We start from the raw sequence: 13,729 nt of genomic DNA, 5'->3' as shown, positions 1-13,729 counted from the left end.
TATGCCGTAGTTATTTTGTGATGCTCGGGGCCCTAGGCGGTGCTTTCGCTGGTGATGCTTGCTCCGGCATAATCACGTGATTGGCCGGTCATGAGATCGAGAGTTTTCTGTGGCACAGGGTTATTTAATTCTCCAACTGTGTCCGCAGTCCTGGCAGACGCACATCTTTCGATTTTTAAACTTTTGAGAGCTGCCGCCTTTTGATTTCTTCCAGACGAGATTCGACATTCCCAGCGTGGATACGGCCATGAGGCCACGTGCAGCGTTGTTAGTGTGACCTGCGATTCCTACCCCGGTATGACGTACTCTTCCCGCCTCTTGAATCATGCTTATTTGAACATTATCGCTGTGGCATTGTGTACATTGCATAGCAGTTTTTCTTCTGTGATTCTGTTTGTCGGAAAACTTTCAAACTAGTGAAGGTGATCGATTGCGTATTGCGCTTGGTCAGGAGTGAAATTCTCCCCATAATCGCTGGTCAGTTGGTCGTAGATCGCGTTACGAGACATATTCATCGTTTTCTCGTAGTTTTTCCCGGATTTCAGCGCTTGTTCATTCCAATCGACGTCTACGTGATCGACCGCGTATTGCGCAGCGTCAGGCGAGAATTTTTCTCCGTAATCACTGGTCAACTGCTCGTAAAGTTTGTCCTTAGAAAAACCCGCCATTGTGGTGTAGACCTTGGCTTTAGCTAGCGCCTTCTTCTGTTCAACAGAGGAGGATGATTTATCACTGTCTGTCGTTGGAGCCGAGACCTTTGTGGAAGTTTCTTGTGGTGCAGGATTTGGAGCTACTGCGTCCGCAGTATCATTTGTAACCTCTTGGGTTGGAGGCTCCGTGGAAGCGCTTTTCCCTGTGGCAGCTGTACTGCTATCTTTCGCATTTGTGCCACTGCCGGATCCACCAATTGCCATAGCGGCGATTAGCGCGATGGCAGCCACCGGTGCAACGACCTTCCAGTTTCTTGGTGTGTGCTCCCCGGTCTGTTGATCCTGAATACGGCGAGCGGCGACGTAGGAGAGAAGTGCAGCGATGATAGCGAAGCATAAAAATCCGCCGATCCTGCTAGATGCGTTGCCACCAGTAAACAAGCTGATAATTGCGAATAATACCACTAACCACCAGGCAACAATGATAGCTTTGTCTTTACCGGTCTTTGTGTTTGTGGGGACGATCTTCATGAGATGCTCTCTCTTTCGTAATGGATTACTGGTAGGGGTCGGTGTCTCGGCAGTACTGTTCATCGTGGGATGAGATACAGCCCATCCACCAGCTTTGGATCTCTCCAGAGCTTGGCCCAACCTGCGGTGGTTGGGTGGTTACGGTCCGCTGGTTTGCCATTTGGGCGGCGCAATGCTGCGTCCACCCTGAGGTCCCGTCAGTGAAAAATGTGGTTCCGGTTTCGTGTAGTTGGGGGTTTCCGCAGCTGCTAATTGTCTTGTTGAGAAGATGTGGGTGATCAAACCCTGGTGCCCCGGTGTAGCCAATGACGCCATCAGCCTGAGTCTGAGTTTGTGTGACGGCGGGTTGCTCTGTTGGTTCAGCCGACGGATTAGCAGGAGTAGTTTCGGGTTGCGTTGGTTGGGATGGTGCGCTGCTGGACGAGGAGGATGTCGGGCTGGTTAATGTCACTGTCGTTACGGATGATGCTTTTGTGTTGTTTCCGCCATTGTCGGAACAAGCCGAAAGAGGTAGTGCTGTGAGTAGCAAGGCGAGGGCGACGCCTTGACGTTGCTTGTGCATGTTTAGGTGTTCCTTTGTTCCGCTGTCCACACCTGAATTAGGTGGATAAATACACCTAGTTCTTCGGCTACACCCCAGGGATTCGGGGCAGTGGATCAGTCTGGCAACTCTATATTCGCGCGGGAAAGTCACGACGTTAGCTGAGAAAATGTCAGCTTTACATCTTTTCCCGTCGTATAAGCGCTTCACTTGTACTGTTCTAGATGTAAATGCGCAGGCTAGCTCGTGTTCGAGGCGGCAGTACTGGGTTATAGGGAATATTTCGGCCGCCGAATGGGGGTATCGCTGGCCGGCAATCCTTCCCCCCGTTCATGACCCGGCGTGTCTTGCGGTGGCTAATAGGGCGTTGGCAAACGAACTCGGGCTCCCACTTTCGGAAGGTAATGCAAGGTGGCTCGTATCGGTTTTCGGAGGGACTGAAGCTACCTTCGGACTGGCAATGTTGAATCGCGACGAACCCCGCTCCTAACAGAAATCGCCATTCACAAATGCCGAGTATTGGCAAAAAGAGTTGATACACCATTCCCTGGGTGATGAGGGCATTAAAGATGAATACTCGCTCAGTAAAGGGACGGTAGTAGCAATTCCGTTTATCCCTCTCGCTAAAGGGTGAACCCTTTAGCGGTACAAAACGAAGATAAGAAAACTTCTTCAAAAAATAAAAAACCGCCCACGTCGGGGCGGTATGGAATCGACCTTATTTGGTCGTGGGGCCGAGGTTTTTACTTGGCCGCGCCGTTCTCAGCGGGCAAGCAGCCTTTCAGACCACCGGTGATGCCTCCACCGAGGCCACCGATTACTGCTCCAACGATGTTGCCGACGCCGGGGCCGAAGACAGTGCCAGCAGTAGCGCCGGTCAAGATGCCGGTAAGCGCTCCACCGAGTGTGCTGAGCGTGCACTTGGCAACGTAAGCCTTGTGCTCAGCGCTATCCTTGTCAGAGCCATCCGTCGCAGATTCCTTTTGCTGATCCGTGGCGGAAGCTGCGGATTCCTCCTGGTGCGTTGCAGTTGCAGCGGGGGTTGAGGGAGCTTCTGCCGCCTGTGCAGCCGGGGCTCCGACGGTGAGTGCACCTGCGAGCGCCAGACTACCGAGGATAGCCTTTGTATTCTTCATTACGGTGTCCTTTCAGAGGGATGGGCACGCCACCGCACGTCTTCCTGGCTGATACAGGTTCAACGATCTCGATGGTGACATGTACAACATATATTATATATTAATCCCAGGTTGGACACCACCCCCCTGAGCGATAATTCATACCGGCTGACCCACTTTTTACAGACGTTTTACCGGTCAGTTCTCCCGGGTGGTGTGGTCACCAGGGAACCCACTTGGGGTTCGTGCTGTCTGAGCAATGCAGTGGCTTTCCTTGCTCTGTTTGTCCAGTGGCACCGCGATCAAGTTCCGGACCACACGGTGAGTTTTCCACGACTGGGTGCTTTACGGTGAAGTTTTCCCACGGTCGCAACTGGTAAGTCTCGCTGGGCTGTGTTTCTTCTTTGCTGGGCTGCTGGCTTTGCGCCTCAGTTTGCTGGTTGCCACCGTCGTTATGAGGTGCCGGGGCTGGTGCAGCAGGTGGGGCGGGATTGTCTTTTGGCTTATTGTCGGCCGGTTTGTTGTTGTTCGGCTTGTTGTCCGCCTGCTTCTTGTTCTCTTTGTCCTTATCCTTATCCCCGTCTTTATTGTCCTTCTTGTCTTTGTTGTCGTCCTTGCGATCGTTCTCTTTGTCAGCCTTGTCTTTATCGTCAGGATTGTCCGTGCTCTTCGGCTCTTCAGAAGAAGGGGACTCAGAGGACGGTGACGGAGGAGGTGAAGACGAGGGAGACGTCGTCACTGATGACGTCACGAGCGATGTTGATGTTGACGACGATGAGTTGTCGTGAGAGCAACCGGTCAGAGCGAGTGTTGCGGCAACGACAACGGAACCGAGTGCAACGGTGGAACGGGAAAGGCGCATAGTGTTTTCGTTTCCTTAAATTGTTGGTGTGGTTTCGTAATTGTCGTCGGATGTATTGTAAATGCCACCGTTTGTTATCGCTTGCTGTGTAAAGGGATCTACGGTGGTTAAAACCCTGTACGATACATCGTTTTGTCGCTCCGATCCGTTATGGGCGTCACATCGATTTCTTCGTTTATGCGGGACGAGACTTCCTGTCATGCGGAGGGGCGGGAACAAACCTTCTACTTTGTCCGTTACTCTTAACGACGAGCCGTTGTATCTGTCTTCGGCAGCGCAGGTGCCAGCCGAGCCTCATCTGTTGAGGTCAGCTCGGCTCTGAGATACCGCGTGGTGGCGAAGATAGTTAACGCAAACATGGTGATCACCTATAGTGGTCACCACGATGACGCTTAATGAGTTAAGTGCACGATGAAAGGATTTACCCCCCGTGCGTAGTTCAAATCCATACTTCAGCTCCCTGACGGAAGAACGGAAGCGTGAAGCCCGTTCCGGTCAGGGCGAGTACGTATTCGGCCAAGGCCAAGACGCCCAGCAGTTCGGCCAGCGGGGTGCATCGATGGCTGGTGCCCAGCAGTTCGGTCAACAGACCATGCAGCAGCAGGCCGAGGGCACAACTGCAGAGCGCGGAATGACCATTGACGACGTGATCGTCAAGACCAGCATTACGCTCGGGGTCATTATCGTCGGCGCCGTCATCAACTACATGCTGTCCCTGTCGAACCCCCAGGTCTCCAGCTTGCTGACCATGGTTGGCGCGATCGGCGGACTCATCATGGTCATGGTGTCGACGTTCGGTAAAAAGTTCGGCTCACCCGTCGTTACTCTTCTTTATGCCGCTTTTGAGGGCCTCTTTGTTGGTGGCCTGACTAGCGTCTTTGCGAATGTTATGGTCAGTGGTGCGAATGCCGGCACTATCATTGGTCAAGCAGTGTTGGGCACCATCGGCGTGTTCATCGGGATGCTGATCGTTTACCGGACCGGTGCTATCCGCGTCACTCCAAAGTTCAACCGCATCATGTTGGGCGCGCTCGTCGGCGTGCTGGTTCTGGCACTAGGCAACATGCTTCTCGCGGTCTTCACCGGTCACAATCCTCTTACCGACGGTGGCCCGCTAGCCATTGGTTTCTCGCTGCTGTGCATCGGCTTGGCTGCGCTGAGTTTCCTGCAGGACTTTGACACCGCAGATCAACTGGTTCGTGCAGGTGCACCGTCGAAGATGGCGTGGGGCGTTGCTCTCGGGTTGGCCGTGACGCTGGTCTGGCTCTACACCGAAATCCTCCGTCTGCTCTCGTACGCGAACAGAAACTAGCGCAAGATCATTGATCTCACCGCGGTTCTCCGTGGTGAGAAAGTAGCCGGCCAGCATCGTTTGTTGGCCGGCATTTTTGATATCGCGATATTGAGACGCCAGGCATCTCGAGAAAGCAGACACGTCGAGAATCCGTACGCTTGCCCTGGCAATAAGAAAGCCCTCCGTAACCATTCACGGAGGGCTTTTCGCGTTGCTGTTAAAGACGCGGTAAAGAATTACTTCTTCGACTCGTCATACGGCTCTGCCTTAACGATCGTGACCGACACCGTCGAACCATTGGGAGTCTGGTATTCGCGGGTCTCTCCCTCTTTAGCTCCGACGATAGCCGCGCCGAGCGGAGCGTCGGTGGAGTAGGTTTCCAGGTCGGTGTTGGGTGAGTGAACACCGCGGGTACCGATGAGGAAGGTTTCAGTGTCATCTTCGTCGCCGTCGTAGTACACGTGGACAACGGAACCGACGAGGGCAACACCGCTCTGGGAGGGCGCTTCGCCGATCGTTGCGGAATCGAGTAGCTCTTCGAGGTAAGCGATGCGGGCTTCCTCTTGACCCTGCTGCTCGCGGGCTGCGTGGTAACCGCCGTTTTCTTTCAGGTCTCCCTCTTCGCGGCGCTCGTTGATCTCGGCAGCGATGACGGGGCGGTTAGCTTTAAGATCGTCGAGTTCCTTCTTCAGACGGTCGTAGGCTTCTTGGGTTAGCCAACGGGTGTTTGTGTCCTCAGCCATGTTTATTCAGCCTCTCAATCGTTGCGGTCTATGAAGATTCCATGAAGATAAAATGCTTCGATTCGTATAACGCAGTGCATGGTACCACTGAGATGGTGGATTCAAAGCCAGCAACGGTGGCTTATGTATCCGAGTTGTCGAGATAGCCCGGAATCTCCGTCGAACACCCATATTCTTTACCGGCGACCGCTCGAGCACGTGTGGGAATAGCCACCTTAAAGCGCTCGGTCTTCTCGCCACCTGACGGGATCACGAATTCTCGACGCCCGACCTCGTTTTTGTCGTAATCCAGCGCGGTCACGATGCAATACGCTGCGCGAGAAGCGTCGTCACGTGTGACGTCGACAGTAAAATTCAGGAGCGAATCGTTGGGGCGGTCAAAACCTGCCGACGAAATAGAGACGTCGGGGGAGGATTCGTTGCGCCACTGATTCCACATGTATAAACCGCTGATGACCAGCACGAGAACAACTCCGATAATGATGACTTTGCCGGAGATCGATGCCGACCGTGATGAGCCATAACGTTGTTCTTCGATGGTCTGGCTTGTGGGCGACTGGGAATCCTGGTCGGTCATGTCTCCTATAGTACGACAGGAGTTACCGATGATAGAGCCGCAGGGGATGTGGAACCTGGCGACGCTCAGAAACCGGATCTAGTTGAAAACCGGGGACATTCCACGTAAAAAGTGATATGTCACAGAAATGGCTGTTGTGGCTTGGCCATGGGGTAGTTGCGGGCGATCGCACCGTCCTGGTGACAACCATTTCGTGTTATCAACTTTGGATATCAACTTTGTTTGCAACCCTTATGTGGATTTCTTGCTGGTACCAAATATCTTGGTTATACCCGATAGTGTGAGCGCGTTAAGCTCGTACATCGACGGCTCAACAAGGCCAACAGTGGTTCAACAAGGCCGATTAATTTATTAACAAACTCGGAGGATATGTCATGACCGGATTTCGACTCTTAGCAATTCACGCGCACCCGGATGATGAATCTAGTAAAGGCGCAGCGACGTTAGCCCGGTACGCCAACGAAGGCAATGAAGTTATGGTCTTGACCTGCACGGGTGGGGAGCGTGGCTCGATCCTTAACCCTGCCATGGACCGCCCCGAGGTCCGCGAGAACATGATTGAATTGCGTAAGAAAGAAATGGCCAAAGCTGCCGAAATTCTGGGAATTAAGCAGCGCTGGTTAGGTTATGTCGACTCCGGCCTGCCCGAAGGGAACCCGTTGCCACCGCTGCCGGAGGGCTCATTCGCATTAGCTAATACAGAGGGAGCCACCGCAGACGTCGTTGAGGTCATTCGCGAATTCCGCCCGCACGTCATGATCACGTACGACGAGAACGGTGGATACCCGCATCCCGACCACATCAAGACCCACGCGGTCTCTGTCCGCGCATGGTTGCGCGCCGGGGACCCGGACTTCCACCCAGAAAAAGGCGAGCCGTGGGTTGTGTCGAAAATGTACTACACCCACGGATTCGTGAAGAGCCGGTTCCTCGCCCTCAACAACGACTTTATTAATCGCGGACTGCCTAGCCCGTACCAGGACCGCGTCGACAAGGCCGATGAGTGGCCGGATTTGATGGAGCGGGTAACCACGCAGGTGAATGTGGCAGATTTCTTCCACAAGCGTGATGATGCTCTCCGCGCTCATGCCACGCAAATCGATCCGCACAGCCGGTGGTTCGCGGTTTCGCCCGAGGACCAGAGAAGAGTGTGGCCGACCGAGGAATTCGAGTTGGCTGCCAGCCGCGTTGACACGTCGCTTCCGGAAAACGATCTGTTTGCTGGCATCGATCCTGATCACCAGCCGGAGAATGTTCCGGGGATGGTGTCCGAAGCTGCTCGTCAAGAGTATTCCCAGGGCGACGACGACTAGCCTGTCGCTTTAACGCGACGCTGGGTTTTAGTGCGCGCGCCGCGGATAGCACGCCCACCGTCGATGACATCGCTTTTCGACGGTGATGTCACAGGGGGAGCGCAACGGCGTACACTATTCCCGAGGCTAATCCGCTGTGTCGTTTACCCACCGCGTATTTCGGCCGTGGCGGAAGCGTCGCGTGGTTAGTCGGACGGTCATGAAAAAGGAGCAGGAGTAGTGGCAGTGATCATGGGATATGACGTAGCAGCAGAGTTGGTGTCTCTCGGTGGGGCGAAACTCTCTACGATGTCTACTCACCTGGCGGTTACTACGGGAGGGATCCTCGCCCAGCAGGAAAAGGGCGGTCCGCTGGGGCCTGAATTCGGTAAAGCGTCACCGGTGGGCCTTCTTATACTCATTGCGCTTTTAGTCGTCGTTATTATTCTTGGCCGCTCAGCAACGAAGCGAATTAAAAATTTAAACCGGCGCCGCGCATTTGCAGAAAAAGAGGGCATCGACGTCTTTGACGCCGAAGAAATCGATCGTCGCATGGCTGAAAATGGCATACAAGACGTCAATGCGAATTCCCGTTTTCCGGAAGTTCGATTGAAGCATAAATCACGGCCAACACAAGCACGGTTGAAAAAGCAGATGGAACAACGGATAAATAGAATCTAGCTACGATCGTTTACTTTTCTTATGCGCCCTACTTCTGGAACCTCGCCTGTCGCATCGCATAATGCCGCGACCACCGCATCTGCTCCGCGTACCGACGTCTCACCTGTTCGTCCTTTGTCGTCGCCTCGGGAACTCCGGCACGACATTGAGCTGGACGCGGATGCCCGTCGGTTAGTCGAGTCGAGCCGGCGAACTATCGCGAACATTATTCACGGGCGGGATCGTCGTTTGCTCGTTATTGTTGGTCCGTGTTCTATTCACGACCGTGATGCAGCATATGGCTACGCCACTCGGCTCGCTGAACAGTCTCGGCGTTATTCCGATCGCCTCTTCATCGTTATGAGGGTGTATGGCGAAAAGCCTCGGACAACGGTGGGATGGAAAGGACTTGTTAACGATCCCGACCTCGACGGGAGCGGGGATATCGCCCGGGGTTTGGCTCTAGAGCGAGAAGTATTCCGCGACGTTCTTTCTTTAGGCTTGCCGACGGCGACCGAGTTTGTGGAACCGCTTGCAACAAGTTACATCCACGACGCAGTGTCGTGGGGCGCCATCGGAGCCCGAACCGTCGAGAGCCAAGTACATCGGCAGTTAGCGTCATCGCTGCCCATGCCCATCGGATTCAAAAACGCCACTGATGGCAGTATTCAGCAGGCCATTGATGCGATTCGTGCAGCGTCGGCGGCCCATCGCTTCGTCGGGGCTGATGACGACGGCCACGTCGGAGTGATTAGCTCTCCCGGAAATGCAGACGGCCATGTGATTCTCCGCGGCGGCGAATCCGGGCCGAATTACGGAACAGAGAGCGTCCTCACCGCCACCGACCGGCTCACGGCAGCCGGCCTGCACCCGGCAGTGACCATTGACGCCTCACATGGGAATTCTGGCAAAGACCACATCCGCCAGCGTGCCGTCGTCATTGATATTGCCGAACGGATCGCCGAGGGGGAGCCGGGAATCAATGGTGTGATGATGGAATCCTTCCTGGTCCCCGGCAAACAGGCCCACGATGAGGACATGATCCGTCGGCACGGAAAAGCGGCCTTGACATATGGTCAATCGATAACCGACGCCTGCATGGGGTGGGATGCCACGGTGAGTGCGCTCGACGAACTCGCCCGTGCCGTTCACACGAGGGGACACGGCGCATAGGCGTACCATATGAGCGTGACTATTCCGCCCAACACCCGCTGCGATGATGGCCGCGCGCCCGAAAGCCGGCTGGTGTCATCAGCGCGCCAAGCTGGGAAACGTGCTCGCGCCGCTTGCAAACGCGTTGCCCTCATGGCGACCTATCCGTTGTACGAGGCCAGCTTGGTGAGGGCACTTGAGGGGAAGCCCGTACCCCGGCACATCGCCGTCATGTGCGACGGTAACCGACGGTGGGCGCGGGAAGCCGGGTTTATCGACGTGAGTCACGGCCACCGCGTCGGCGCGAAGAAAATCAGTGAGCTTGTTCAGTGGTCCGGTGAACGAGGGGTTGAACTTGTCACTATTTACCTGCTGAGCACGGAGAACCTCCACCGCGATAAGGCTGAGCTGGAACTTTTGTACAGAATCATTGGGGATGTGTCCGATGAATTGGCGAAATCGAAGTTGAATGCACGGCTTCGGGTGGTCGGCCACCGGGATATTCTTCCCGACGCTCTCACCGACCGTCTTGCGGCGAATGAAAAAGCGACCGCTGACCATACCGGAGTGTGCGTCAACATGGCCGTTGGCTACGGTGGGCGGCAGGAAATAGTTGACGCCGTGAGGTCCTTGCTGGAAGACCGGGTTAAAGAGAAGCATGAGGCATCTCGGGAATCCTCGGCGAAGGACGGTGAAAGCGCTCATCAGGTTGATTCGGCGTCCGCTTCCAAGGCCAGCGAACTGGGGGATGACCAGCGGTTCTCTCTTGACGACATAGCGGAAGCAATCACCGTACAAGGAATCTCTGACCACTTGTACACCTCTGGCCAGCCTGATCCGGATTTGGTTATCCGCACGTCCGGGGAACAGCGGTTGTCCGGTTTCCTTTTGTGGCAATCGGCCTATTCGGAGATTTGGTTCACTGATACGTATTGGCCAGCTTTTCGACGGGTCGATTTCCTCCGCGCATTACGCGACTTTTCACGACGGAACCGTCGATTCGGCCGGTAACGCATCACACTTTCCGCATGCGAACGCGCTGTACGGAGTGGTCTTCGCCCTTCATGAGCACCAAAGACGCACGAGGTCGCGTCGGCAAGACATTCTCTGTCAAGTTCGGCAAATTGACTCGCTGCCAGATTTCACGGGCTTCCCGGATGGCGGTGTCGTCGTCAAGTTCGGCAAAATGGTGGAAGTGCGCGTCGGGATCGGAAAATGAGATATGTCGCAATTGCAAAAAGCGATCTACATACCATTGCTCAATGTCACGGGGATGGGCATCGACATAAACGCTGAATTCAAAGAAATCAGAAACCATCAGCGTCGGGCCTGCTTGAAGAACATTGAGCCCTTCAATAATTAAAATATCCGGCCGGTCAACAGTAATAAACGTATCGGGGACAATGTCATACAACTCGTGGGAATACACCGGTACGCGAACATTACGAGAGCCGGCTTTCACGTCGGTAATAAAACGCAATAATGCACGCCGATTAAAACTTTCGGGATAGCCCTTTCGATCCAAAATGCCGCGTCGCGTTAACTCGGCAGTGGGATAAAGAAAGCCGTCCGTTGTGACCAGATCAACCTTAGGATGAGAATCCCACCGCTGAAGCAACCTCTGTAACAAACGAGCTGTCGTCGATTTGCCGACGGCGACGGACCCCGCGATACCAATGATGAAAGGAATATGGGGAACGTCTTCCCCCAAGAACGTCGCTGTCGCCTGGCCCAACCGTTGATGGGCCTCCACCTGAAGATGGATGAGACGCGATAACGGCAAATACACCTCGGTCACTTCATCCAGCGCAATGTTCTCGCCTACACCGCGGAGCTCTTTGACCTCGGCCTCGGTCAGCACCTGAGGTTGAGACATGCGCAAGCGTTTCCATTGGTGTCTGTTGAATTCCAGATAGGGGCTGGATTCAGTCGCACGTGACATGTCTTCCATTGTGCCCCGCCGAATGACCTATCTCATAAGTGGGGTACATAATCGATACTCCCATTAAGCTATGGGGTAGTTCTGCAATCACGCCATCCCCAGCGAGGAAGGGCCTTCATGAGTAATTCTTCATCACGCACGACCCCGTCAACCGCTAACACCCCTGATCAGCTACTTAATCAGCCTTTATCCCAGCTCGACCCCGAGGTTGCCGACGCCATTGTCGGCGAATTGAGCCGCCAACGGAATACGCTCGAGATGATTGCGAGTGAGAATTTCGTTCCCCGAGCGGTCCTTCAAGCCCAAGGTTCGGTGCTGACGAACAAATATGCGGAGGGATATCCGGGGCGTCGGTACTACGGGGGCTGCGAAAATGTGGACATCATTGAGGACCTCGCCAGGGACCGTGCCAAGAAGGTCTTCGGCGCGAAGTACGCCAATGTGCAGCCCCATTCTGGTGCTCAGGCGAATGCAGCCGTGCTGATGGCCATCGCGAAGCCGGGCGACACGATCCTGGGCCTTTCCCTGGCTCATGGGGGACACTTGACCCACGGAATGAAGCTCAACTTCTCCGGAAAGCTGTATAACGCGGTCGCTTATGAAGTAGACCCCACCACCATGACCATCGACATGGAGAAGGTTCGCCAGCAGGCTCTGGAGGAAAAGCCCTCCGTCATTATTGCCGGGTGGTCCGCCTACCCACGTCATGAGGATTTCGCGGCGTTCCGGGAGATCGCCGATGAGGTGGGCGCCACATTGTGGGTGGATATGGCTCACTTCGCGGGGTTGGTGGCTGCGGGTCTGCACCCATCTCCGGTTCCGTACGCGGATGTTGTCTCTACGACGATTCATAAGACCTTGGGTGGTCCTCGGTCGGGAATGATCCTGACGAATGATCTCGACCTCTTCAAGAAGATCAACTCGGCTGTTTTCCCAGGCCAGCAGGGTGGTCCTTTGATGCACGCGATCGCTGGGAAAGCCGTCGCGATGAAAATCGCGGGGTCAGAGGAATTCCGGGATCGCCAGCGACGAACCATCGCCGGAGCCCGTATTTTGGCCAACCGTCTGACTCAGGACGATGCGGGTGAGGCGGGTATCGACGTCCTCACCGGCGGTACCGACGTTCACCTCGTCCTCGTTGACCTGCGTCATTCGTCGTTAAATGGCCAGGAAGCTGAGGATGCCCTCCATGATGTGGGAATCACGGTGAATCGCAATGCCGTGCCGTTTGATCCGCGTCCGCCCATGGTCACCTCTGGACTCAGGATCGGGACGTCGGCACTGGCGATCCGCGGATTTGATCAAGAAGCATTTGGGGAAGTTGCCGACATTATCGCGGAGACGTTGATCAGCGGCCATCAAGGTAAATCCGACGAGGTCCGCGATGAGTTACGTCAGCGGGTTGAGGCCCTAGCGGCACAATTCCCCCTCTATGACGGTCTGGAAGATTGGACACTGATGTAATCATGCGCGATACAAATAGTTCCTCACGCACCCACCGATGCTTAGTCATTGTCGACGTTCAGAATGATTTCTGCCCAGGTGGTGCGCTGGCTTGCGAGGGCGGCGACACTGTGGCCACGGGAATCTCCGACTATGTCCAGCGTCCGGACGTGGCTGCCAAGTATGACTTCATTGTGGGGACTAAGGACTGGCACATCGACCCTGGTTCGCACTTTGCACCACCCGGTGTGGAGCCCGATTTCGTCGAGACGTGGCCCGTCCACTGCAAGGTCGGTACCCCGGGGGCTGACTCGCACCCTAACTTTGATGTCTCATCTGTCGACTACTGGTTCCTGAAGGGCGAATATGAAGCTGCATATAGCGGCTTTGAGGGGTATCTAGAAGGAACCGATGAGGCCTCGGGCGGCGGGCAGCCGGAGAGGCTAGGCCCCTGGTTGCGTAAGCAGGGGATCGAGTCCATCGACGTCTGCGGGATCGCGACAGATTTCTGCGTTAAGGCGACGGTGCTCGATGGTATCGCGGAGGGATTCGCTGTCACTCTTCTCCCGGACTTATGTGCAGGTGTTGCCCCCGAGTCCAGCATGAAAGCTGTGGAAGATATGAAGCATGCAGGTGTGTCGGTGCGCTAGCTCTTGATTCTGATAAGTGAAACGGCACTGTGATGGTTGACGAGGCCATCACAGTGCCGTTTCTATTCCGGAGGTCGATATTGGCGACGACAGTGCTGGTGTCCTCGGCGCCTGGAGGAGGTGACGAGCGCTGAGGGAAGGCAGATCAGGAAGGGGAGAAGAGGAATGACCCTTGCCGATCGAGCCAGCACAACCAGTATCGATTTTCATCACTGTGCACCACTCTGAGATGCTCCGCCTACCTAGGGAACCCCTGATGTCCCCGGGTGGTAGAGCG

Annotated in this window: 14 protein-coding genes; 7 read left to right on the top strand and 7 right to left on the bottom strand. The window is 55.1% G+C overall.

The window, feature by feature from the left end:
• Positions 1–413 precede the first annotated feature (413 nt).
• The 4 genes from ACWORE_RS05085 to ACWORE_RS05070 all read right to left on the bottom strand — a co-directional run bounded on the left by ACWORE_RS05085 (position 414) and on the right by ACWORE_RS05070 (position 3,699).
• A complete protein-coding gene (locus ACWORE_RS05085; RefSeq protein ID WP_455303013.1) occupies positions 414–1,181 on the bottom strand; it encodes an Ltp family lipoprotein in 768 nt (255 codons plus the stop codon).
• A gap of 25 nt (positions 1,182–1,206) precedes the next feature.
• Positions 1,207–1,743: a hypothetical protein gene (locus ACWORE_RS05080; protein WP_455303011.1), complete on the bottom strand. Its 537-nt coding sequence runs from the start codon at positions 1,741–1,743 to the stop codon at positions 1,207–1,209.
• A 722-nt stretch (positions 1,744–2,465) separates the two neighbouring features.
• Entirely contained in the window at positions 2,466–2,858 is a 393-nt protein-coding gene (locus ACWORE_RS05075) for a hypothetical protein (protein WP_337448297.1), read from the bottom strand.
• Between the two features lie 199 nt (positions 2,859–3,057).
• A complete protein-coding gene (locus ACWORE_RS05070; protein ID WP_455303009.1) occupies positions 3,058–3,699 on the bottom strand; it encodes a hypothetical protein in 642 nt (213 codons plus the stop codon).
• Positions 3,700–4,129: 430 nt separating this feature from the next.
• Between ACWORE_RS05070 and ACWORE_RS05065 the strand changes: the two genes are divergently transcribed.
• On the top strand, positions 4,130–5,011 hold the full coding sequence (locus tag ACWORE_RS05065; protein ID WP_296139383.1) for a Bax inhibitor-1/YccA family protein: 882 nt from the start codon (positions 4,130–4,132) through the stop codon (positions 5,009–5,011).
• Positions 5,012–5,229: 218 nt separating this feature from the next.
• Here the strand turns inward: ACWORE_RS05065 and greA are convergent, their stop codons facing one another.
• Positions 5,230–5,736: a transcription elongation factor GreA gene (gene greA, locus ACWORE_RS05060; RefSeq protein ID WP_455303007.1), complete on the bottom strand. Its 507-nt coding sequence runs from the start codon at positions 5,734–5,736 to the stop codon at positions 5,230–5,232.
• A gap of 121 nt (positions 5,737–5,857) precedes the next feature.
• A complete protein-coding gene (locus tag ACWORE_RS05055) occupies positions 5,858–6,313 on the bottom strand; it encodes a DUF4307 domain-containing protein (RefSeq protein ID WP_046203112.1) in 456 nt (151 codons plus the stop codon).
• A gap of 374 nt (positions 6,314–6,687) precedes the next feature.
• Here ACWORE_RS05055 and mca point away from each other — a divergent pair, with 374 nt between their 5' ends.
• From mca to uppS, 4 genes are all read left to right on the top strand, one after another.
• Positions 6,688–7,626: a mycothiol conjugate amidase Mca gene (mca, locus tag ACWORE_RS05050; RefSeq protein ID WP_455303005.1), complete on the top strand. Its 939-nt coding sequence runs from the start codon at positions 6,688–6,690 to the stop codon at positions 7,624–7,626.
• A 219-nt stretch (positions 7,627–7,845) separates the two neighbouring features.
• Positions 7,846–8,286, top strand: coding sequence for a hypothetical protein (locus ACWORE_RS05045; RefSeq protein ID WP_455303003.1), 441 nt, complete (start codon positions 7,846–7,848; stop codon positions 8,284–8,286).
• A 21-nt stretch (positions 8,287–8,307) separates the two neighbouring features.
• The gene (locus tag ACWORE_RS05040) at positions 8,308–9,438 is read left to right on the top strand and encodes a 3-deoxy-7-phosphoheptulonate synthase (RefSeq protein ID WP_455303001.1); all 1,131 of its coding nucleotides are present in this window, start codon (positions 8,308–8,310) and stop codon (positions 9,436–9,438) included.
• 132 nt (positions 9,439–9,570) lie between these two features.
• Complete coding sequence (uppS, locus tag ACWORE_RS05035) at positions 9,571–10,428, top strand: polyprenyl diphosphate synthase (protein ID WP_296139425.1); 858 nt, start codon at positions 9,571–9,573, stop codon at positions 10,426–10,428.
• 4 nt (positions 10,429–10,432) lie between these two features.
• Here the strand turns inward: uppS and coaA are convergent, their stop codons facing one another.
• The gene (gene coaA / locus ACWORE_RS05030; protein ID WP_455302999.1) at positions 10,433–11,359 is read right to left on the bottom strand and encodes a type I pantothenate kinase; all 927 of its coding nucleotides are present in this window, start codon (positions 11,357–11,359) and stop codon (positions 10,433–10,435) included.
• A gap of 117 nt (positions 11,360–11,476) precedes the next feature.
• Here coaA and glyA point away from each other — a divergent pair, with 117 nt between their 5' ends.
• Both glyA and ACWORE_RS05020 read left to right on the top strand, forming a co-directional pair.
• On the top strand, positions 11,477–12,823 hold the full coding sequence (gene glyA, locus ACWORE_RS05025; RefSeq protein ID WP_455302997.1) for a serine hydroxymethyltransferase: 1,347 nt from the start codon (positions 11,477–11,479) through the stop codon (positions 12,821–12,823).
• A gap of 2 nt (positions 12,824–12,825) precedes the next feature.
• Positions 12,826–13,452, top strand: a complete 627-nt coding sequence (locus tag ACWORE_RS05020; RefSeq protein ID WP_455302995.1) for an isochorismatase family protein — start codon at positions 12,826–12,828, stop codon at positions 13,450–13,452.
• Positions 13,453–13,729: the final 277 nt, after the last annotated feature.

Source organism: Corynebacterium sp. c7Ub_26 (assembly GCF_053760365.1).
Note: the sequence above shows the minus strand (reverse complement) of the source record. Positions and strands in the feature narration are given on the sequence as shown.